The organism is Pirellulales bacterium (assembly GCA_035546535.1).
Taxonomy (GTDB): Bacteria; Planctomycetota; Planctomycetia; order Pirellulales; family JACPPG01; genus JACPPG01.
Window position 1 is genome coordinate 1 of sequence record DASZWQ010000047.1, and the last position, 22975, is coordinate 22975.

The window sequence follows — 22975 nt, forward strand, 5'->3', positions numbered from 1 at the left end:
GTCAGTTGCGCCTCGAGTAACTGCGTGTCGGTGATCGACACGCGGCGCGGCGTGGTGACCGAGACGATCATGACGACGCTTTTCCCGAAAGCGCCCGAGGGGAGCACGCCGGACGCCGTGGCCGTCTCGCCCGACGGCGAAACGCTGTTCGTCGCCAATGCCGACAATAACTGCATTGTCGTCGTCGACATCGAGGAGCCAAACGAGAGCGGCGTCAAAGGGATGATTCCTACAGGCTGGTATCCGACGGCCGTGGCCGTGACGCCGGATGGCAAGAACCTGCTCGTCGGCATCGGCAAGGGAAATCAGACCAAGCCAAACCCGATCCCTGCGCAACTGGAACCCAAAGACAAAGACCAGATCGCGCGGCGCGGTTTGCCGTTTCCCTACATCGGGACGACACTCTCGGGCGCGCTATCCATCATCCCGATTCCCGACGATGACGACGACCTGGCCGCATACACCGAGCGCGTGTACAAGAACTGCCCTTATTCCGACAAGCTGTTGGCCGGCACACCCAGCGAGACGAAGACCGCCGTGCCCACCAAGGTCGGCGATCCCTCGCCGATCAAGCACGTGATTTACATCATCAAGGAGAATCGCACCTACGACCAGGTCTTCGGCGACATGCCGGCCTCGAACGCCGATCCGTCGCTCGTCATGTTCGGCGAGGAGATCACGCCCAACCATCATCAACTGGCGCGCGAGTTCGTGCTGCTGGACAACCTTTATTGCAACGGTCAGGTGTCGCGTGACGGTCATCCCTGGTCGACGATGGCGTACAACACCGACTACGTCGCGCGCGATTGGACGCTGACTTATTCCGGGCGTGAAGGGGTCGAGGACGACGACGAGGGGGATTTGTCCAATGCACCCAGCGGCTACATCTGGGATGCCTGCGCGAGGGCCGGGCTGACCTATCGCAGCTACGGCGAATATGGCCGCCGCGTGAGCCAGCCCGACGGTTCGGTACGCGTCGAAGGGGCGGTGCCGGGCCTGGCGGGCCACATGTGCCCCGATTACGGCGTGCCCAAGGTGCCGGGACAGCGGTCGCGCGACACCGACAACGTCGAGACGTTCTTGCGCGAGTTCCGTGAATTCGAAAAGCAGGGCAACCTGCCGAATTTCATCGTCATGAGCCTGGGCGAGGATCACACCTCGGGCACGACGCCCGGCGCGTTCACGCCGCAATCGTGCGTGGCCAGCAATGACCTGGCGTTGGGGCAATTGGTCAATGCCGTCTCGCATAGCAAATACTGGCCCGAGACGGCGATCTTCGTCATCGAGGACGACGCGCAGAATGGGCCCGACCACGTCGATGCTCATCGCACGATCGGCCTGGTAATCAGCCCCTACACCAAGCGCAAGCACCTCGACAGCACGCAATACACGACGGTGAGCATGCTGCGGACGATGGAACTGATCCTGGGGCTGTCGCCCTTGAGCCAGTACGACGCGGCGGCGAACCCGATGTACGGCTCGTTCACGGACAAGGCCGACCCGACCGCGTATACGCACGTGCCGGCGCGCTACGACTTGAACCTGAAGAACACGGCGCTGTCGTACGGGGCCGAGCGTTCGAGCAAGATGGACTTCAGCGAGTACGATCGCGTGAACGATTTCGAGTTGAACGAAGTCCTGTGGTACGCGGTGAAAGGCGAGAACGCCCCGCTGCCGCCGGCCGTCCGCCGGGCGATTGCGTATCGGGGCGCGGTTGAACGGTGATTCGATTCGCACGGCGCAGTGGATGAGCTAATTTCTCTCAGCGACCATGCGACGCGCCGATTTCAAGAAGGGAAGCACCGCTTCGGCGTCGGCCGGCGGCGCTTTGTCGATATATTCCTCGAGAAGCTTTGCCGCTGGATGCGGATCGCTGTTGCGCAAATAGATCAGCCCCAGGTCGCGCCGCTCGTCCGGCAGCTCGGGCAGTAGCGCGACGAGCCGCAGTTGAATCGGCAGGGCCTCGGGCCAGGAATCGCGCATGGCATAGGCCGCCTTCAAATTCCGCAGCACGCGGGCCGCGATCTCGCGCGGCGTGGCGGCGCGCAGGTGCTCGCTCGACAAGACATTCTGCTGGCCCAGCACGCGCTCGATGCGCTCGCGGCACGCTTGTTCGTCGAGAACCGTGCCGGCGTCGAAAGGATCGACGTACAGCGTGCGGCCGCCGTCGTGGCAGCCCACCATGAAATGGCCGGGCGAGCCCACGCCGAACAGGTCGAGCCCCGCCTGCCGGCCGACAGCCGTGTAGACGATGGCCAGCGAAATCGGAATACCCAAGCGACGCTCGAGCACTTCATTGAGGTAGCTATTGCGCGGATCGTAGTACGCATCGTGGTTGCCGCGAAATCCCTCCTGCCCATACAAGAGTTCGCTGACGGCTTGCAGTCGCTCGGTAGCCTCGCGGCCTGATTCTGCGACCGCTTCTTGGGCCGCCTGGCCCAGCCGGGCCAGTTCGGTGAGCGGCCCTTGCACGTCGAGCGCTGGATATTCGTCCGTGGCAAACTCCAGCATGAGCCGCACGAGATCGACCTGGTCTTCGCGACCGGCGAGCAGGCAGGCGAACTGCGGATTGTCGGAGAAGGGCGAAGACATGAAGACGGGTGAAGGAAAGTCCGCTAAGGGAACTGTTCGAATCCGATAAATTCCAGACGCACCAGAACCGCGACGATAAGTAGGGCGCCTGTCGCGACGACTGGTGCCAGCCCCACAGCGATGACCCAACCATTCTCCTCTCGCCTGAGGAGCCGATGTATGGCCGCACTGATACCGACAAGCACCGCCGCCACGAGGACATGGCCTCGTCCGCCAAGTCCAGGGCTCGAACCGATGAGCACTATACAGCCCACCCACAAGGCGCCGACGGCGCACGCAATCAACAACGTGGCTGGTGACGGCTCAGACCGCATGGCAACGACATGATACCGCGCCACGGAAGCCCAACGACAGTGCGGGTGTGGCGAATCATGGAGAACGGCCGAGGGAAATGGCCCGGCGGCTCAGCGCTCGGGCCGCTCTTTGTAGCCGGCCGGCGGTTCCGTACTGAAAAGCTCGGCGTCTAGCGGCCGATCGAAAATGATGTCGCTTTGGACCCAATCGGACTCGGCATGGCCCGGATTGGTGCCGCGCAGCGAGACCTCGATCCGCACGGGCAGCTTCGTTTGCGGATCCAGCCAGTACCGGCGCGTCCAGGTGTCGATTCCGGCCGCACGCTCTGCCTTCGAGATCACCTCGTAACCGTTTGCGACTTTGCCGTCAATGTAGCGGTCTGGTAGCTTCATTGCGGTTGCGACCGGCACGTCGCGCATACGGCCGTAATAGTCGATTTGCGGCTGTGGCTCGGGTTTCGATTCGACAACTTCACCGGCGTCGTTGATACCGAGGATTTGCTTGACATATTCATAGGTCTTGTCGTTGGGGTCGAGCGTTAACAAGACTCCCTTCTTCGCGTCCGTGATCTGGACGTAGGAGCTTGTGTCACCGCTCTCCGGTTGATCGCCCGGCGTGTGCTGCATCTCCTCGCGCTGGCGATATCGACCGAGCACCTTTACGCGCCGGATCAATCCTTGCACCTTGCGGCCGTCGGGTAGTCGATTTGTGCGCGTTTCGGTGTATTGGACCGTGTGGCCGTCGGACAGGTCGGCGTCGCTCGCGGCAGGCTTCTGAGCGCCGACATCCTGACTCTCTTTGGTGGCCGCGGGCGCTGTCGGGCGATCCGGGTCAGGCGTGAAGGTAAGCTTCTGCCCCTGTTTTGCGCCGCGATCTTCTGGCGGGGCAGCGGGCTGCGGCATATCGCGATACGGCTTGTTTTGTTCGTACAGCTTCAGCCGCTGTTCGGCCCCGATTTGAAATTGCTTCTTTTCCGCAGCTAGCTTCATGGCCATGGTTTGCCACTTGATGGCAGCTTCGAAATTGCCGACCTCGGCGCTGGCGGCTGCGAGTGTATCGATGGCTTCCGCGGCTTGCGGTCCTTTCCAGCCCAAACCTTCGCACGACGTGCGCGCCAGTTCCACGGCGCGCTGGCCATCGCGAATCTTGTCATCCGGACAGGTGGCCAGCAGCCAGGCCAGATTGCACGCCACCAGGTTGCGAAGTTCGCCGGCCGGTGGGCAATGGCGCAGCGCCTCTTCGTAGTCGGATTTCGCGCGCGAGAATTCGTGCCGGGCGATCCATTTCTGCGCATCGTTTACCAGTCCGTCAGCGCGAAGACGTCGACCGTTTTCGACCGTCTCTTGTTCGGTGTTGATCGCCTCGACATGGATCTTCTTGGTGTTGTCATCATCGGCTTGTATTACAGCGAAATTGGCAAAACGATCTTCGTACGCGAGAATCGTCACCTTCGTTTTCGGCAGTGCTGACTGCAGACGCTCGATGCTTTTGTTGGACAATGTTTCAACTGGTTGCAGGTTCAGCGTTGTCAGCTGCTTCAGTTTCGCAAGTGCGTCCACGGCCGCATCGTCGATCGTCATCGCATAGGCCGTCAACGAACGCAATGATTTCACGCCGGCCAGGTTGGCATAGCCCGGTCCGCGAATCTTCCAGCATTGGATCAGCTCCAGTGTGTCGAGTTTGTCGAGCCCCGATAGCGCTGCCAGCGCATCGTCACTGATCCCTGCATCGTAGAGCTGCAGGCTTTTCAGACTCTGGATCCGAGCAATGCTGCCCAAGCCTTGATCGGTGATGCCTTTTTCAGCAAAGGTGGCAAGGTACGGTGTCGGGATTTCTAACCGCTCGATACCAACGGCCAACTCCGCCAACCTCTTGAATCCGTGGTCCGATAGTCTATAGCGCGGCAGAGCTAAAACCGTAGAGGGTGGAAGCCGGTCCACTTTTGCGAGCACTTCGTCCGAAAGCGCATCGAGGTTCAAGTACGGGATCGCATGAGTGAACTTCAATTGTTTCAGCCCATCCGTGCCGACAGGCTTTTCGAAATCGAGATGCAGCCACTCGAGTTCTGGCAGGTCATTGATCAATTTCAGATCGTCGTCGGTCCCCTTCCACGCGAGATCAATGCCGATCTGCTTGCGATTCGCCGGAGACGTGCCGAGTTCCTGCAGTCGATTGAGGGCGCGCTCGGCCTTTGTGCCTGTCGCCTCGTCTGGCGATTTTTCCTCTGTTCGCTTATCGGCCTCTGCCTGTCGTTCCAAGACGACCGAGGACGTTGGAAAGTCCTTACTGTAAGCAAACGTCTTCGGTCGCTTGTTCTTGGCACTGCCGACACCCACGCAGACGGTCAGCTTGTTGTTTTCCAGTTTGTAGATGCCGAGCGTGTCTGCGTCTGCATTGGCCGCGGTCTCTCCCTTTAACTTCATCTCAATCGTGGGCGGATTCACAGACGAATCCAGCTTTACGGTTCCCGTGTGTTGTTTTTTCCCTTCGAAGAGAATCGTTATTTTGTCATCCGCGACGACCCAAATGATCGGGGGCGCTTTATATGTTTTTCCCTCTTCTACGGACGCTACGCACGTCCACGTGCCTTGAATCGCCTCGAGGGCGGATATGTCACGCCGTTTGGGAGGTGCGTCCTGCGCGACGAGCCGCCAGGGAACAATAGCGACCGTTCCGGTTAGCAGCAGCAGAAACGCGGCAACGGTAATGCGCCGGCGCGAAAACGACTTGACCCGGGCGATTGTTCGAACTCGCCGCTCGAGGTTTCGATACGCCCCCAGTACACCGGCCGTTGCTAAGCTGGGTTGCGTCTCGGACGACGCCAGCGATGCCAACTTCAATAGCAGCCGGCCATACGCCGCCGGCTGCGCCACGCGCCGCTGAATGACCAGCTCGTCGCAGGCCGCCTCTTGCGCCTCGGACCAGCGGCGCATCATGAGCCACACCAGCGGATGAAAGAAAAACAGCCAACTCGCGACGGTGGGCAGCCAGTTCCAGGCCAGGTCGTGCCGCGCAAGATGAGCCAGTTCATGCGCCAGCATCATGCGCAGCTCGGGCTCGTCGAAGGCCTCCTCGGTGCGCTGGGGAACAATGATCGTCGGATGCCACACTCCGACAAGAATCGGGCTGCCGACTGATGATAACCGCCGCAATTCCGGCACTCGATGAGTGCCCAGCCGCGCCGCTTCCTCGGCGCAAAGTTGGGATAATCGCGAGCTGCTGTCGAGATTCGCGGCAGTTGTCAAGCGCCGCGCTGCGTGCCATTGCCGCCATCCGCGAAGGACGCAATAGCTCACACCAGCCAGCCAGATCGACAACAGGATCGCCGTGACGCTCAGCGGGTTTGTTTGCGGGGCAGGCTGTGCGGGTGACCATTCGACTTTGGGTGCGCCTGCAAGCGGTTGCACGTCGAAGGGCTCGATCGGTTCGAATCGAGATACCGGCGGCGGCGCTTCGCGCACTTGTGCCGGTAACAGCGCAAGCAGAACCGGCTGGCTCCAGACGAGCGCTACCAGCAGCTTCAGACAAGCCACGCGCCAGATCCAGCACACCACCCGCGGCGACAGCGTGGTCCACCATCGCTGCACCGCCCAGGCAATGGCGATGGCGAGCCCTCCCTGCCACGACGCGCGCACGATCGCCGCCGACCAAACGTCCGCCAGTTCATTCCAGGCAGGGATCATGTTCCCTCCTTTTCGCGCGCTTCGAGGCGTTTGAGCAGTTCTTCGATCTCGCGGGCTTCGGCCGGCGTGAGCAGCGACGACTGCGACAGATACGCGACGAACGGCGAGACGGCCCCGCCCAACGACGCGTCCACAAACTCGGCCACCAGGCCGCGCAGCAACTCGGCCTTGCCGACGGTCGGGCAGTACAGGTGCAAGCCATCGACCTTGCGGCGCCGCAGGAAGCCTTTGGCACGCAGGCGTTCCATCGTGGTCAATAACGTCGTGCGGGCCCGGCCGGTCGTTTCGGCGAAATGTTCGGCAACCTCGCGCACCGAAATCGGATGGTGGTCGCCGACGTATTGCAGCACGTCGAGCTCGAGCGGGCCGAGTGCTTCCTTGGGGGGCATAACGAATCTCCTTTGACTATCTTGGTAGTCACGTTATCGCCGACTATCGCGATAGTCAAGAAAAATGCTGCTGACATTCTTGTCAGCGTCGTTCTCCGATCCACGACCGCCACGACCTTTCAGTCGATGATGTTGAGAGGACTGTGCAGCCGAGACGGCCGCACCACAACATGTTTCGCGTCGGCATCTTGTGGTGCAGGCGTCTCGCCTGCATCTTTGCTGCCCTGGCGGCCGGAGCTATCATGAGAGATTGCGTTACTACATCCCGGGGCCGACAGGGAGAACTGTAGGTGAGCGAGCGGCTGATCTCGTTGCGCGGCGTCGAGGTACACAACCTGCAGGGGATCGATCTCGATCTGCCGCATCGGAAGTTGATCGTCTTCTGCGGCGTCAGCGGCAGCGGCAAAAGCAGCCTGGCCTTCGACACGATTTATGCCGAAGGGCAGCGTCGCTACATCGAGAGCTTTTCGGCCTACACGCGGCAGTTTCTCGAACGGCTGGAAAAACCGGCGGCCCAGCGGATCGACGGTATCTCGCCGGCCATCGCCGTGGCCGCCTCGAACACCGCCCGCTCGAGTCGCGCGACGGTGGGCACTTCGACCGAGGCGTACGATTATCTGCGCCTGCTCTTGGCCCGGGTTGGCCGTGTCTTCTGCCGACAATGCGGCCGCGAAGTGGTGCGGCACGCGCCGCAGAGCGTGGCCGCTGAACTCGCACGGCTGCCGGCCGGAACGCGCTACATGGTCGCCTTTCCCTGGCCGCATCCGGCGTCGGTCGCGCCCGCGGACCTGGCAGCGCGGATCGTTGAAGAGGGATTCGTCCGCGCGATCGTCGATTCGCAGATGGTCGAGCTGCCGAACCTGGCAGCGCAAGCGGCCGCGGCCGAAACCGCCGCCGTGCTGCCACTGTTTGCTGAGCCGGCTGAAGAAGCGACTGCTGCGATAGAGCAAGAAGCCGGAGAGGCCGAGCCGAAGGAAACGCCTGCGCCTGCGACCGCCGATTGGCAAGTGATTATCGATCGGCTCACCGCGGGCAGCACCGCGGACGAGCGATTGCGAGACAGCCTGGAAGCCGCCTTCGACAAAGGACGTGGCCAGGCCGTGCTATACGTCGAAGAAACCGCCGCGGCCGCCGCCGACCTCGGTGGCGCCTCCATCGAGATCGATGGTCGGGCCTGGCGTCGCGTGAAACGCAACACGCGGCTGGTGTGCGACGACTGCGGCCTGGAATATCCGCAGCCCGACCCCCGGCTCTTCAGCTTCAACAGCCCACTGGGCGCGTGCCCCGAGTGCGAGGGTTTTGGCAACGTCGTGGATATCGACATGGACCTGGTCGTGCCCGATAAGCAGAAGACGATCCGCGAGGGGGCGATCGCGCCGTGGAATACGCCGGCCTACGCGCACGAGCGTGACGAGTTGGTGGCGCTGGCCAAGGATTACAAGCTGCCGATCGATGTGCCCTTCGCCGAGTTGAACGACGAGCAGCGGCGGTTAATCCTCGAAGGTGTGCCCGAGCGCGAGTTCGGCGGATTGCGCGGCTTTTTCGCCTGGCTCGAACGGCGCAAGTACAAGATGCACGTGCGCGTGTTCCTGAGTCGGTGGCGTAGCTATCGGCCTTGCCCGGCGTGCGGTGGCGCGCGGCTGCGGCCCGAGGCCTTGGCGGTGCGCATCGGCGGCAAGAATATCGCCGAGATCTGCGCGATGCCGGTCGACGAAGCCGAGCCGTTTGTTCGGCAGTTGCCCCTTTCCGATTGGGAGCGCGCGGTCGGCCGCACGATGCTCGAGCAGGTGCAGGCCCGGCTCGTTTTTCTATGCACCGTGGGGCTCGGTTATCTGACGCTCGACCGCACGCTGCGCACGCTCTCGGGCGGAGAGTCGCAGCGCGTGGCCCTGACCTCGGCCCTGGGCTCGAACCTGGTCAACATGCTGTACGTGCTCGACGAACCTTCGGTCGGGCTGCACATGCAAGACACGGCGCGGCTGGTGAAGGCCATCACAGGGCTTCGCGATCGCGGTAACACCGTGATTGTCGTCGAGCACGAAGAGGAAATGATCCGCGCCGCCGACATGGTGGTCGAGATCGGGCCAGCCGCCGGCGAGCGGGGCGGCCGCGTCGTCTTTCAGGGCACGCCGCGCGAGATGGAAGAGAGCACCACCAGCCTGACGGGCGACTACTTGTCTGGCCGGCGAATGTTTCACACGCCCGAGAAACGCCGTGCGCCGAATCACGGGTGGATCCGACTGGCTGGCGCGCGGGGCAACAACCTGCAAAACCTGTCGCTCGATTTTCCACTCGGCGTGTTGTGTGTCGTGACGGGCGTCAGCGGGGCGGGTAAAAGCACGCTGGTCGAAGACACGCTCTACCCGGCGCTATGCCGGCGGATGCGCAAGGAAGCCCCGGCTCCCGCCCCGTGCGATGATGTTTTCGGCGATGGGCAGATCAACGACGTGATCCTGGTCGATCAAAGCCCGATCGGGCGCTCGCCGCGTTCGAACCCCGTGACGTACATCAAGGCGTTCGACGAAATCCGCAACGTGTTCGCCGACACGCTCGAAGCGCGCACGCGCAACTACACGGCCAGCCATTTCAGCTTCAACGTCGAAGGGGGCCGCTGTGCGGCGTGCAACGGCGACGGCTACATCCAGATCGACATGCAATTCCTGGCCGACGTCTATATGAAGTGCGGTCAGTGCCACGGGCGGCGCTACCGGCAGGAAATCCTCGACGTTACCTATCGCGGCCGGAACATTGCCGACGTGTTGGAGATGACCGTCCGCGAGGCGTTCACGTTCTTTCGCGGCAGCCCCAAGGTGCAGACGGCCTTGAAAAAGCTGATCGACGTGGGGCTCGACTATCTGCGCCTGGGGCAGCCGGCCAACACGCTTTCCGGCGGCGAAGCGCAGCGGCTGAAGCTGGCCGGATATATGTCCTCGGCGCGGCGGTCGCGGACGTTGTTCATTCTCGACGAGCCGACGACCGGTTTGCACTTTTTCGATATCGTGCAACTGCTCGATTGCTTCGAGGCGCTGTTGGCCGTGGGGCATTCGCTAATCGTCGTCGAGCACAATCTGCAGGTGATGAAGGCGGCCGACTATATCATCGACTTGGGGCCGGGCGCGGCGGCCGAAGGAGGACGTGTTGTCGCGCAGGGGACGCCGGAATTCGTTTCGCGGAATCCGCAGTCGATCACCGGCCGTTACCTGGCCCAGGCGCTAGCTAAGGACCGCAAAGGGAAATCGGCATGAGGCTTTGGCGCGATCGCCTGCCGCAACGGGCCGCCGACGCGCAAGCGAGTTACTTCGGCACATCGGCCGCTGGCGCCTCGTCAGCGGGTCTCTTGTCGTCATTGCCTGACGGAGACCGAGCCGCGCCGCCCTCCTCGGCGGGGCTCGCCGTGGACGGTTCTTGCGTACCGGTGGCTTTCGCGGCCGGTCCATCAGGAAATTCCGTGACGATTTCGCCCAGGTCCGAGCGACGAACGCCGCAACCGGCGCTACAGACCACGGCCAGCAAGATCGTTATGCCGGCAAATTGGCGGAAATTTGTCGCGCGAGAATTTCCGACGCGCGGCGACGAATTCACCGTCGCACGCTCGCCGCGGGTCAATGTTGCCTGGAACATGAAAGCCCTTTGTACTACTAGCATTATCGTTCGCCAGACGTGTCTTTTCAGGCTGGCAAAAGCATGATAGCCTATGGAGAACTTAAGCGGAAATTCCGGCGTGGCACGGTGCAAGCGCTGCCGCGCCTTGTGCCCCGACGCATGCACGGTCGGGCCTTAAATTGCCGCTATCAAGCGTGGACGCGCGTCCTTGGCTGCTCAGCCCGCCGTCCGGCGTATCAGGGAAATCGTTAGACCGGAGAACTCGCATGGCCAAGCCGCATCGTCAACTGAAGAAAGCCAATCACGGCGCACGTCCTGCCAACAGCAAAGCCCGCAAGGCCAAGCGCAAGCACATCAAAACGTAGTTTCGTTGGCCAGCGGCGTTTGAGTTCGTGCGGCCAGGGCGCGCTACCGGCGCGGCCCTCCTCTTTCCAAGACAATTGTGTTCGGCCGTCGCATTCGCGGATGAATGCGACTCGTCATGTCGACCGCATCGGGGCGCCTGAGGGTGCCAGGAGCGAAACGGTGCATGACCAGCGGTCTTCGAATGTCTGGGGTGGGAGCATGTCGACGAAGGACTTGATTCTTGACTTCTCGGCGTACGATTTGAGCCGTTGCCTGGCGGATATCGAAGAGATCCGCCGCTGGAATCCGCAACGGTTCGAGATGGAGCAGCTCACGGCCATCGTTTACGAGGACGTCGAGCGAAAGATCTGCGTCGGGTATCGCGATTACGGCGAGCATGAATTCTGGATTCGCGGGCATATGCCGGGAAGGCCCGTGCTGCCGGGGATCTTGATGTGCGAGGCCGCTGCGCAACTGTGCTGCTACTTCGCCACCAAGCACAATCTCATGGGGCGCGAGATCCTGGGCTTCGGCGGCCTGGACGAAGTGCGCTTTCGCGACATGGTGGTGCCGGGCGACCGGCTGGTGATCGTGGCCGAGTTGAAGAAGATTCGCCGCGGAGCCATGCTGGTGTCGCGGTTCCAGGGTTTCGTGCGCCAGTCGATGGTGTGCGAAGGAGAGATTCGCGGCGTCCCCTTGCCCATGGACCGCCTGGCCGAAATCGCGCGGTTCTCTCAGCAAAAGGGCTCCGGTTGACGCGCGTCGCCGCGCGTGTGCAAGAGCAGCGACAATGCTTTTTCCCTTTCGTGACGATGTGCCGGCGCGACGCGTGCCGATCGTCACGTATCTCATCATTGTCGTGAACGTCGTGACGCTCATCTGGCTGTCGCGGCAGCCGCTGATCGTGCAGAACGTGATCGCCTACGAACACGGCTTCATCCCGCTGCGCGTGGCGCAGATCAATGTGCCGCAGGCCATTCCCGTGCGGATCGACGTGCCGCCGCGGCCCGGTTTTCCGCCACAGGTGGTGCAGGTCATCCTGTCGCCCGAGCGCGCGGATATCTATCTGTCGTTCATCACCGCCATGTTCCTGCACGGCGGCTGGCTGCACATGATCGGCAACATGTGGTTCTTATGGATATTCGGGGACAATGTCGAGGACCGTCTGGGCCATTTCGGCTTTTTGATGCTGTACCTGGTCGGCGGCATCCTGGCCAGTCTGTGTCATTGGTATATGCAGCCCGACAGCAGTATGCCCGTGATCGGCGCGAGCGGCGCCGTGGCTGCCGTGCTGGGAGCGTACGTCATCACCTGGCCGTTTGCGCGGGTGCATTCACTGTTGTTTCTCGTGATCTTCTTTACCGTGATCGAGCTGCCGGCGCTCGTGGTGCTGGGCGTCTGGTTCCTCGAGCAGTTGTGGGCCGCGCGGATGGTGCAGAATAAGCTCGCCGCGGCCAATGTCGCCTGGTGGGCCCACGTGGGCGGGTTCATCGCCGGCATGGTGCTGATGCAAATGTTAAGCTTCGGCATGCCCGATGAGCCGCCGCGCGAAGAGTATCCATTCGACACCGCCGAAGATCAGCATCCCGCTCTTTGATCGGCTGTGCTGTGCCTGGAAATACCTGACGAGGACCATGGGACGCCGCGCGTTACGAAAAATTGATCCCGCGCTTGAGTACGCGGATTGGCTGTGGACGGTCGAAGAGCTGCCAAACCCGTGGGATGACGCCGCGGTGTTCGCGCAGGCAGCTCCCTTGGAGGTCGAGCTGGGGAGCGGCAAGGGGCTGTTCCTGGCGGGCGCCGCGCAGCAGCATCCGGGGCGCAACTTCCTGGGCATTGAGCTCGCGCAAAAGTACGCGTCGTTTGCCGCGGCCCGTTTGGCCCGCGCGGGGCTCGCCAACGCGCGCATGGTGCAGGGGGATGGGCTGCGCGTGTTCCGCGAAATTCTGCCGAGCGAAACGCTGGCCGCCGTACACGTCTATTTTCCCGACCCCTGGTGGAAGGCGCGGCACAAGAAGCGGCGCGTGATGAACGAATCGTTCTTGCGCGACGCCGAGCGCACACTGCGCGCGGGCGGTAGCCTGCACTTCTGGACCGACGTGGAAGAATACTTTCACGCGGGGCTGGAAGCGGTGCGCGAATTTACGAGCCTCGATGGGCCGCTGGCCGTGCCCGAGCGCCCAGCCGCACACGATCTCGATTACCGCACCCATTTCGAACGCCGTACCCGGCTGCACGGACAGGAAGTCTATCGGGCGGAGTTTCGCAAGCGATGATTGCGGAGTGATGAGTGATGAACGGAAGAGGGCACGGGCGATGTCGGACGGCCCCGTGACGCGAAGAGCATTCGGCTCATCACTTAGCACTCATCGTTCATTACTTTGTCGGGCTTACGTCGCCCCTTCGGGGCTTTCGGAGCGCTCTTTGTGCCGCTAACCGTGGGTTGACACCCACGGCTACACGATGGCGCCCTGCGGGGCTTTTGGCTGACGCGCGCTTTAGGCGTCTTCGCTCTTGTTCGTCATTCTGCGTTCATCATTTTGCATTTGACCGAAGCTGGAGGTGAACCATTCACACCAGCCCGAAGCGCCAGCGAGGGTCTTTTACGCGCGATCAAGAACCCTCGCTGGCGCTTCGGGCTGGTGTACCTCCCTTCGTTTATCGCTCAGCACTCATCACTTCGCGCTTCGGCATGTTTATTCGGCTACGCCGAAAAAGCATGGCACGGCACGGTGTGGTGCGTTAGCGCAAATCGCGCACACCCAGCTTCAGCCAAGTGGCCGGGAGCGGGGCTACGAGTTCGATGCGCTCGTCGCGCGTGGGATGCATAAACGTCAGGCGGCGGCTGTGTAGGGCTATGCTGTCGGCGAATGGTTGCTGGCTGCCGTACTTTCGATCGCCGAGGATCGGCCAGCCGCGGCCGGATAGTTGCAGGCGAATTTGGTGCTTCCGCCCGGTTTCCAGTTCCACTTCCAAGAGTGTGCCGGCCGCGAGGCTTGTGATGCGGCGATACGTGAGCCGGGCCTCTTGGGCGCCGGGCTGATCGGCGCGGGTGCGGTGCATGCGGCGATGGCGCTCGTCAGCGCGGACAAAATCGATGAGCCGATCGGCCGGTGGAGCGACGTCTCCCGTCACCAGCGCCCAATAGAGCTTCTCGACCGCGCGAGTACGAAATTGCTCGGTCAAGCGGGCCGCGGCTTTCGAAGTGCGGGCAAACAACAGCACGCCGGAGACCGGCGCGTCGAGCCGGCTCATGGCGCCCAAATAGACGTTGCCGGGCTTCTGATAGCGCTGCTTGATGTAATCCTTCGCGCGCGTGAGCAGGCTTTCGCGATCGGCCGTCACGCCCATCGTGGGCAAGCCGGCCGGCTTATTGAGCGCCAACAGATGGTTGTCTTCGTACAGAACTTCCAAGGCAGCAGATGACATGGCGACGGGCGCAATTCGCGCAGACCTGAAGGGAAACGGGCTAACGCGGCGTCGTCGACAGGGGGCCGAACGAGCGGCCACCGCTGGTGCCGTCGCCGCGGGCCAGCGATGATTTGATCGCGCGGATCACGGCAAAGTTCAAGAACTTCACCAGGTAATACAGGAACACGAGCACGCCAAACGCGATCAACACGACGTACCACGGCATGGCGCTCATGAAGTCTTCGGCGGTCTGCGTCCCCAGCCGCAACGGATCGCGCAGGATGTCCCAACTGTTGAAACGCCGATAACGTCCGAGATACAGCCCGATGGCGACGGCGAAGTTCAGCACCAGTTCGGCCGGCACGACCCATTTGGCGCGCCCCAGCGAGCGCAAATACGCCCCCACCCGGCACAGCGAAAGCACATGGCATTCAAACCCGGCGATCATGAAAGCCGCATATTGCGGCACCAGCACCAGGGCGATTGTCCATACCGGGACGTAGGGCTGCTGGCGCACGCGGCGCACCAGTTGAATCACGTCGGTCAGGACGTAAGCCGCATTGGGCAGGAAGAGAATAAACGCGGCCACGCCCAACCAACCGAGTGGCCCAAGTCGGCTGCCGCGACGAAAGAGCAGACCGGCGAGCACCAGCGGAATGAACGCCAAGGACAGATTCCACCCCATGCCCGACAGCGACACAAAATTGTAAGCTACCGGCATTGCCTTGATTCCTCGTGCCCCTGTTCCGTCTCTGTTCGGCCTCTAGTTCACCGCGAACGCGTTCCGGCGGCCGGTTTTATTGCCCGCGCGCCGGATAGTTACAACATTATCCGAAAGTACCGATGAGTGCTCAACATTCCGGCGGCTCTCCGCGCGCCGCGTCGATCCCGGCAAAGCTGATCCTGGCCAGCGGTTCGCCGCGGCGCAAGCAATTGCTGACGGCGGCGGGCTATAAATTCGAGATCGTGGTGCCCAGCGAATCGGCCGAGTGCGGCGTGTGCAGCGGGGAAACGCCCCCCGAGCTGGTCGCGCGGCTGGCGTATCAAAAGGCGGCCGACGTTTCGACGCGCGTCGGCCCGTCGGTGATCATCGCCTGCGACACGATCTGCGAATGCCAGGGGCAATTGCTCGGCAAGCCGCGCGACGAAGACGATGCGCGGCGCATGCTGAACATGCTTTCCAATCGCCGGCATCGCGTCTACAGCGGCTTGTGTATTTGGCACGTGCCGGCCGGTGAGCCGAACGTGCGCGTCGACGAGACGACGTTGCGCATGGACCTGCTTTCCCAGCAGCAGATCGACGACATCGTGGCCAGCGGCGCCTGGGAAGGAAAGGCGGGCGCCTTTGGCTATCAGGACGGGCTAGATTGGGTCCACGTCGAACGAGGGAGCGAAACGAACGTCGTCGGGCTGCCGATGGAATTGCTCGCCGAGATGCTGAGCGCGCTCGAAGCGTCTTAGCCAAGCCGCTGCTTCAAGGCCTTGGACCCATGCCGGCGCGATGCCACTGGCAGCTTGTCGACCGTGAGGCCGGGACGTCCTGGTGTGACTTCCGGGGTCGCAGACGCCGGCCACAGACTTTGCAACTCGGTAGACCGCCGAATGCCCTTGCCTACTGGCCGGGGCTCGACAAAGATGACACGGCCCGGTTTGCCTCGACCTGTCAAGATTCCTCGCTTTCGAGATCGATAGCCGCTCGATGTTCCGCCCCAGCACGCCGCGCCCTGTCGCCCAGCGCGTTCAGTACTTCACCGAGTCTGTGATTCGCGAGATGACGCGGCTGGCTGTGCGTGCCGGCGCGATCAACCTGGGGCAGGGGATGCCCGACTTCGATCCGCCGCAGGAAGTCAAAGACGCCGCCTGCCGCGCGATTCACGACGGCTATAACCAGTATTCGATCACCTGGGGCGTGCCGGCCCTACGGCAGGCGATCGCCGCGAAGGCCCGGGCGTTCAACGGCATCGAGTGCGACGCCGATACGCACATCACGGTCTGTTGCGGCGCGACCGAGTGCATGATGGCGACGATGCTGGCCTTGATCGACCAGGGGGACGAGGTCGTCATCTTTCAGCCGTTCTACGAGAACTACGGGCCCGATGCGCAATTGACCGGCGCCCGGCCGGTGTGGGTGCCGCTGCGTCCGCCGGACTGGCGCTTCGATCCGGACGAGTTGCGCGCGGCGTTTTCGCCGCGCACCAAGGCCGTGATCGTCAACACGCCCAACAACCCGACAGGCCGCGTCTTCACGCGCGAGGAGCTGTCGCAGATTGCCGCCTTATGCCAGGAGTTCAACGCGTTCGCACTGTCGGACGAAATCTACGAATACATCCGCTATGGCGACGTGCCGCACACCAGCATCGCCACGCTGCCGGGCATGGCCGAGCGCACGGTCACGATCAGCGGCTTATCGAAAACGTTCAGCATGACCGGCTGGCGGCTTGGATATTGCATCGCTCCGCCGGCCATCACCGATGGAATACGCAAGGCGCACGATTTTCTCACCGTGGGCGCGCCGCATCCGTTACAAGTGGCTGGCGCTGCGGCGCTGGCCCTGCCGCAGTCGTACTACGATTCGCTGCGCGATCATTACGCACGCGGGCGGGACATACTACTAGGCTACTTGCGGCAAGCCGGCTTTGAGTTTCAAGCCCCCGAAGGGGCGTACTACGTGATGACTGATATCGCCTCCTTCGCGACCGGCTGGGACGATACGCAATTCGTGCGTTGGATGATCGAAAACGTGGGGGTCTCGGCCGTGCCCGGCAGCAGTTTTTACTCCCCGCGCGAGCGCGGAGCGAACAAGGTACGGTTCATGTTCGCCAAGCGCGACGAGACATTGCACGCCGCCGGCGAGCGGCTCTTGAAACTGCGCGAGCGGCTGCCGCGATAAGCGGAAAACAGTAAGAAGCAATGCGCACCCATCAATCCATGATTAGACTGACAGCAACAGAGCGAATATACGATTCAAGGCCAGAATGGGCCGAGTATCCGCGTCTGACCTGGAACATTCAAAATAAGGGATCAAGTCATGCGATTTGAGTTCTGCATTCTCAACGCGGGCGCAACCATTCCGTAGCCTCGCGCGGTGTGTAGACTCATCGACCGGGTTGGCTTAGTCGGCCAAAGACAACCGCTCGACGCAACCATTACCCATCGGTGGTGGACCACGAATGCCAGAAGGTAATGAATGGTTAGAGCCGCGAACGCTCGTGTCCATCGGGTCGCTTTTGGTGGGCCTGATGGGCTTGTTGTTCGGCTTGTGGAACCGCCGTGAGTCTCGATTGACCGCGCTGAGCAAGATACTTGAGCCTTTGGTTCGCTCTGTGCAAGCGCTAAACGATGCAAACAATGCACGAAGGACTCGCGAGCAATTAATTGCCTCTTTTACCGGTCAACCAGCACCCGACGCAGTTGAGCACGCGAAGATGCTCATGGAAACGTATACCAACGCCATCACTACATCGCGAAGCGAATTTCAGAATGCAGAAGCTGGCCTAGCGTCTACTTCTTTTCGATTTCCCGACCGCGTCTCCCAGTTAGTCAAAACCGCAATATTGTGCGTGTCGGAGTTTGGCCGTTTAGTAAATGAAGGACTCTGTGACAAAGCAGAGTTACAACTTGCAAAATTTCGTGACGATTACCGCCAGATTCAGAAATACGCTCGCGGATGGCGGCTCGCCGATCCGCTCGAATGGGTGCGCGGTTATTTTCGGCGATCACGTACGCCTGCGGTAGACGAGGGACCGTACGAGCTATCCGAAAAGGAAATGGGAGAGATTATGGAGTTGGTCCAAAAGCGGGCCACAACGCAAGCCGACAACACGTTCGTCGTCCATCCACCTCAAAAGTTACTTGATGACCCCGCAATCGCGAAATCGGAAAAGGTGATTGAAGAACTTGACGATTCCGCCTTTCTTGTTGTCTTTCAAGACGGAACGACCAAATTACTGTCGTTGGTTGAACTTCTCGTGTTTTTGTACAACCTTATCGTGCTGAGAAATCAGCACGCCGAAATAAGCCGAATGGTGCGAGCCACTGGCCCAAGCGCCAGCGTAAATGTCAAAGTGAAATTCGCTTTCTCAATCACGGACATAATGCGCCCGGAAATGGCCAAGGCGCTCCTCGCCAAGGTCGAATTCTCGAAGATAGCGAGCGACGGCCCCGCAGCGGACGGTGAAGCAGGTGCTAGGGCCAGCGGCTCTTGAAACTGCGCGAGCGACTGCCGCGATAAGCGGAAAACGCCGCTCTTTCGTCCCTCGATTCCCCCCTGAACGCCCCGCGGCGCGACGTATAATACGAAAGCCCGGCGCCTCGACCCGAGCTACCCTTGCCACGCGAATATTCGATGCAACCCGAAGAGATACCGTTCGACAGCCACAGCCTGGCTTTCGTCGAAAGCCTGTACGGCGACTACGTGCGCGACCCGGCCAGCGTCAGCGACGACTGGCGTCGGTTCTTTGCCTCGCTGGCGGGGCGCGACGGACGTTTTTTGCGCGAGCCGCAACTGGGACCGACGTTCACGCCGCAGAGTTTGTTTCATAGCGCCGGCACAAACGGCGCCGCCACCAACGGCGCCGCGGCGACCGTGGGCATGGGTTCGGGCGTGCTGCAAGAGCGCGTCGACCAATTGATCCGCGCCTATCGTGTGCGCGGCCATCGCCTGGCGCGCGTCAACCCGCTGGGCGAACCAACAGGGCCTTTGCCCGAACTCGACCTGGAATTCTACGGCCTCGGTCCGGCCGATCTCGATCGCACGTTCTCGACGCGCTCGCTGGGCGGGGCCGACGAAGGAACGCTGCGCGATTTGCTCAAGCGGCTGCGCAACACCTACTGCCGGTTCATCGGCGTGCAGTTCATGCACATCGACGATCTGACCGTCCGCGGCTGGCTGCAAGAACGCGTCGAAAGCACCGAAAACCGGCTGCAACTCAGCCGGGCCGAGCAGCTTCGCATTCTCACCTGCCTGACCGACGCCGTGCTGTTCGAAGAGTTCATTCAAAAGCGCTACCTCGGTGCGAAAAGCTTTTCGCTCGAAGGTTCCGAGAGCTTGATTCCGCTGTTGGACCTGGCGCTCGAGAAGGCCGGCCGGCAGAGGATCAATGAAATCGTCATCGCTATGGCCCATCGCGGCCGTTTGAACGTGCTGGCGAACATCATCGGCAAAAGCCCGCAACAGATCTTCCACGAGTTCGAGGATATCGAGCCCGCCATGCATCGCGGCCGTGGCGACGTGAAGTATCACCTGGGCTACAGCTCGCAGCACGTCACGACCGACGGCCACGAAATTCACCTGTCGCTGTGCTTCAACCCCAGCCACTTGGAATTCGTCAACCCCGTGGCCTCGGGCCGGATGCGCGCCAAGCAGGATCGCGAGGGGGACACCGAGCGTGCGCATGGCCTGGTGTTGATGATTCACGGCGACGCGGCCTTCGCCGGCGAAGGCGTTATTCAAGAGACGCTGAACCTCAGCCAGTTGCCCTCGTACACGACGGGCGGCGCGCTGCACGTCGTGGTGAATAATCAACTCGGTTTCACGACGCCGCCCGAGCAAGCCCGCTCGAGCACTTACGCCACCGACGTGGCCAAGATGCTGCAGATCCCGATCTTTCACGTCAACGGCGAAGATCCGGAAAGCGTCGCCCAGGTGGTGAACCTGGCGATGGATTTCCGCGAGCGATTTCGCCGTGACGTCGTGCTCGATATGTATTGCTACCGGCGACGTGGGCACAACGAAGGGGACGAGCCCTCGTTCACGCAGCCCTTGATGTACAAACAGATCGAAGAGCAGCCGACCGTTCGCGAGAGCTACCTCGACCGCCTGTTGCTGTTGGGGGAAATCACGGTCGACGAGGCCGACAAGATCGCCGACGAAAGCCGGGCCCGGCTCGAAGCCGGCTTCTCGGCCGCGCGCAGCCGCGGCTACGCACCGCCGCCGGAAGTTCCGTCGGGCGTGTGGGAGGGCTTTACCGGCGGGCGCGAGGCGAACATCGACGAAATCGACTCGGGCGCCGCGCACGATCGGCTGGTCGAACTGCTGGGCGCATTGACGAAGGTGCCCGAGGGCTTTCACGTTCACCCGAAAATCGAACGTCTGCTGTCCCAGCGCGCGGCGATGGCTACGGGTGAACGGCCGCTCGACTGGTCGACGGCCGAGGCCCTGGCGTTTGCCACCCTGGCTACCGACGGCGTGCCGGTGCGACTGAGCGGACAGGATTGCGAGCGCGGCACGTTCAGCCAGCGGCACGCCGTGCTGCACGATTTTGAAAACGGCGCCCACTACACGCCGCTATTGAATCTCAGCCCGACACAGGCCACGGTCGAGATCGTGAACAGTCCGCTTTCCGAGGTTGGCGTGCTGGGGTTTGAGTACGGCTATTCGCTCGATCGCCCCTCGACACTCGTGATGTGGGAAGCGCAATACGGCGACTTCGTCAATGTCGCGCAAGTGATCATCGACCAGTTCATCGTTACGGCCGAGGACAAGTGGCGCCGCCTGAGCGGCCTGACGCTGCTCTTGCCGCACGGACTGGAAGGGGCCGGGCCCGAGCATTCCAGCGCCCGGCTCGAGCGATTCCTGACCCTGGCCGCCGAAGACAATATGCAAATCGCGCAGCCGTCGACGCCGGCGCAATATTTTCACTTGCTGCGTCGGCAGGCGCTGCGCCGCTGGCGAAAGCCGCTGGTCGTGATGACGCCCAAGAGCTTGTTGCGGCACGCGGCCGCGGTGTCGCCACTCGACGCGCTAACGACCGGAACCTACCAGCGCGTGATCGCCGACGAAGTGGTGCCCAACGGCGCCGAAGTGCGCCGCGTGTTGATGTGCTCGGGCAAGGTGTATTACGAACTGGCGCACAAGCGCACCGAGCTTGCCCGGCAGGACGTCGCCATCATTCGCATCGAGCAGTTCTATCCTTTCCCCTACAAGCAACTACGGGCCGCACTGGCCACCTACCGCGACGGTACGCCGGTGGTGTGGATCCAGGAAGAGCCTGAAAACATGGGGGCCTGGAGCTTCTTGCGCATGCAATTCGGCGACCGGCTGTTCGAGCGGCTACCGCTGTCGGGCATTTATCGCCGCGCAAGCGCGAGCCCCGCGACCGGCTCGGCCAGCAGCCATCGCCTGGAGCAGGACGAGCTGATCGCCGCGGCCTTTGGCGGCACCTGAAAGATCAAAAACTCGATCGACGCGTAGCCAACGCGATCGAATACCAACAAGAACTTTGAGCGAAGTGGACCGAAAAGAGGCGAGCCATGCCCTTGGAATTGAAAGTGCCATCGGTCGGTGAATCGATCACCGAAGTGCAGATCGGCGCTTGGTTGAAGCGCGTCGGCGATCCGGTGCGCAAGGATGAGTCGCTGGTCGAGATCGAAAGCGACAAGGCCACGGCCGAGCTGCCGGCCCCGATCGACGGTGTGCTCACGCAAATCGTGAAAAAACGCGGCGAGATGGCGCAAGTCGGCGAAACGATCGCCTACATGGAGGAAAACGGCGCGGCGGGTGCCAGCGGCAAGGCGGACGCAGCAAAGGGAACGGCAGAGAAAGCAACCGCTCCCGGCGCCAAGGTACCGGCGCCCCCTGCCAAAGTCGAAGCGCCCGAGCAGCCCGCCCCGCAGCCGGTCGTCACGGCCCAAATGCAGGCTCCCGCCAGGCCAGCAGCACCGGTTGCTGCGGTAACGAAGCCCGTTCCGGCGGCGCCGGTAGCACCGGTTGCTGCGGCTCCCCCCACACCTAAGGCAGCGCCTCCCGTGGCGAAGACAACCCCACCAGCGCCGGTCGCATCGCCGCAGCACGCGACTCCTGCCTCCGTGCCCGCTACGCGCAAGATGCATCCGACGACGCGCCCCAAGCGGGTTGATGGCGAGATCACGATCGAGCCCGCCGCCGCGCCCCTCGGCGAGGATGAAGAGGTCGTGCCGATGAGCCTGCTGCGGCAGCGCATCGCCGAGCGGCTGGTCGAGGCACAGCAGACGCAGGCGCTGCTGACGACGTTCAATGAAATCGACATGTCATCGGTGATGGCACTTCGCACCGAAAATCGCGAGCTATTTCAAGAGACGTACGGCGCGAAGCTCGGCTTCATGTCGTTCTTCGTCAAAGCCGTGGTACACGCCCTGAAGCACGTGCCGGTCGTCAATGCCGAGATTCGCGGCACCGACGTCATTTACCGCAACCACTACGATATCGGGATCGCGGTCGGCGGCGGTAAGGGGCTGGTCGTGCCCGTGCTCCGGCATGCCGAGCGGCTGAGCTTCGCCGAGATCGAGCGGGCCATCAGCGACTTCGGCGCGAGGGCGCAGAAGAATCAACTGAAGGTCGAAGAGCTGCAAGGCGGCACATTCACCATTTCCAACGGCGGCGTGTACGGTTCGCTCCTGTCGACGCCGATCGTCAATCCGCCGCAGAGTGGCATCCTCGGCTTGCACGCGATCCAGGAACGCCCGGTCGCCCGCGCAGGCCAGGTCGTCATCCGGCCGATGATGTACGTGGCGCTGACCTATGACCATCGCCTGGTCGACGGCCGCGACGCCGTGACGTTTTTGAAGATGATCAAGGAAATGGTGGAAGAGCCGGCCCGGATGCTGTTGGAAATCTGAGAGAATGCAGAATGCAATATGATGAATGATAACCAGCTCGGGGTGCCACTGGTGGCTCGCCCA

Annotated in this window: 16 protein-coding genes; 10 read left to right on the plus strand and 6 right to left on the minus strand. The window is 62.2% G+C overall.

All coding sequences use genetic code 11. The features are described 5' to 3' along the window. On the plus strand, positions 1-1725 hold a 1725-nt coding region (locus tag VHD36_05480), incomplete at its 5' end, for an alkaline phosphatase family protein (GenBank protein ID HVU86749.1). Positions 1726-1752: 27 nt separating this feature from the next. Here the strand turns inward: VHD36_05480 and VHD36_05485 are convergent. The 3 genes from VHD36_05485 to VHD36_05495 form a co-directional block, all read right to left on the minus strand. Continuing rightward, a complete protein-coding gene (locus tag VHD36_05485) occupies positions 1753-2592 on the minus strand; it encodes a transglutaminase-like domain-containing protein (GenBank protein ID HVU86750.1) in 840 nt (279 codons plus the stop codon). A 404-nt stretch (positions 2593-2996) separates the two neighbouring features. Next, positions 2997-6569 (minus strand): M56 family metallopeptidase, encoded by a 3573-nt coding sequence (locus tag VHD36_05490; GenBank protein ID HVU86751.1) that lies wholly within the window; start codon positions 6567-6569, stop codon positions 2997-2999. Further along, entirely contained in the window at positions 6566-6958 is a 393-nt protein-coding gene (locus VHD36_05495) for a BlaI/MecI/CopY family transcriptional regulator (GenBank protein ID HVU86752.1), read from the minus strand. Before VHD36_05495 ends, VHD36_05490 begins: the two co-directional genes overlap by 4 nt. 290 nt (positions 6959-7248) lie before the next feature. Here VHD36_05495 and uvrA point away from each other — a divergent pair, with 290 nt between their 5' ends. Continuing rightward, positions 7249-10203, plus strand: coding sequence for an excinuclease ABC subunit UvrA (gene uvrA, locus VHD36_05500; GenBank protein ID HVU86753.1), 2955 nt, complete (start codon positions 7249-7251; stop codon positions 10201-10203). Between the two features lie 49 nt (positions 10204-10252). Here uvrA and VHD36_05505 read toward each other — a convergent pair whose 3' ends face one another. After that, the gene (locus VHD36_05505) at positions 10253-10579 is read right to left on the minus strand and encodes a hypothetical protein (GenBank protein HVU86754.1); all 327 of its coding nucleotides are present in this window, start codon (positions 10577-10579) and stop codon (positions 10253-10255) included. A gap of 546 nt (positions 10580-11125) precedes the next feature. On the opposite strand from VHD36_05505, the gene VHD36_05510 reads away from it, so the two are divergent. From VHD36_05510 to trmB, 3 genes are read left to right on the plus strand one after another with little or no spacing between them, the layout of a single operon-like run. After that, positions 11126-11662, plus strand: a complete 537-nt coding sequence (locus tag VHD36_05510; protein HVU86755.1) for a 3-hydroxyacyl-ACP dehydratase FabZ family protein — start codon at positions 11126-11128, stop codon at positions 11660-11662. A gap of 34 nt (positions 11663-11696) precedes the next feature. Continuing rightward, positions 11697-12503 (plus strand): rhomboid family intramembrane serine protease, encoded by an 807-nt coding sequence (locus VHD36_05515; protein ID HVU86756.1) that lies wholly within the window; start codon positions 11697-11699, stop codon positions 12501-12503. Further along, a complete protein-coding gene (gene trmB, locus VHD36_05520) occupies positions 12442-13182 on the plus strand; it encodes a tRNA (guanosine(46)-N7)-methyltransferase TrmB (GenBank protein HVU86757.1) in 741 nt (246 codons plus the stop codon). The genes VHD36_05515 and trmB overlap by 62 nt, the downstream gene beginning before the upstream one ends. 466 nt (positions 13183-13648) lie before the next feature. Here the strand turns inward: trmB and VHD36_05525 are convergent, their stop codons facing one another. Further along, positions 13649-14335: an RluA family pseudouridine synthase gene (locus VHD36_05525; protein ID HVU86758.1), complete on the minus strand. Its 687-nt coding sequence runs from the start codon at positions 14333-14335 to the stop codon at positions 13649-13651. Between the two features lie 40 nt (positions 14336-14375). Beyond that, positions 14376-15038 (minus strand): DUF1361 domain-containing protein, encoded by a 663-nt coding sequence (locus tag VHD36_05530; GenBank protein HVU86759.1) that lies wholly within the window; start codon positions 15036-15038, stop codon positions 14376-14378. A 122-nt stretch (positions 15039-15160) separates the two neighbouring features. Between VHD36_05530 and VHD36_05535 the strand changes: the two genes are divergently transcribed. From VHD36_05535 to odhB, 5 genes are all read left to right on the plus strand, one after another. Continuing rightward, positions 15161-15778, plus strand: a complete 618-nt coding sequence (locus tag VHD36_05535) for a Maf family protein (GenBank protein ID HVU86760.1) — start codon at positions 15161-15163, stop codon at positions 15776-15778. A gap of 238 nt (positions 15779-16016) precedes the next feature. Further along, the gene (locus VHD36_05540; protein HVU86761.1) at positions 16017-17207 is read left to right on the plus strand and encodes an aminotransferase class I/II-fold pyridoxal phosphate-dependent enzyme; all 1191 of its coding nucleotides are present in this window, start codon (positions 16017-16019) and stop codon (positions 17205-17207) included. 280 nt (positions 17208-17487) lie between these two features. Beyond that, positions 17488-18522 (plus strand): hypothetical protein, encoded by a 1035-nt coding sequence (locus VHD36_05545; GenBank protein HVU86762.1) that lies wholly within the window; start codon positions 17488-17490, stop codon positions 18520-18522. A gap of 140 nt (positions 18523-18662) precedes the next feature. Next, positions 18663-21482: a 2-oxoglutarate dehydrogenase E1 component gene (locus tag VHD36_05550; GenBank protein ID HVU86763.1), complete on the plus strand. Its 2820-nt coding sequence runs from the start codon at positions 18663-18665 to the stop codon at positions 21480-21482. Between the two features lie 86 nt (positions 21483-21568). After that, entirely contained in the window at positions 21569-22912 is a 1344-nt protein-coding gene (gene odhB / locus VHD36_05555; GenBank protein HVU86764.1) for a 2-oxoglutarate dehydrogenase complex dihydrolipoyllysine-residue succinyltransferase, read from the plus strand. Positions 22913-22975 lie beyond the last annotated feature (63 nt).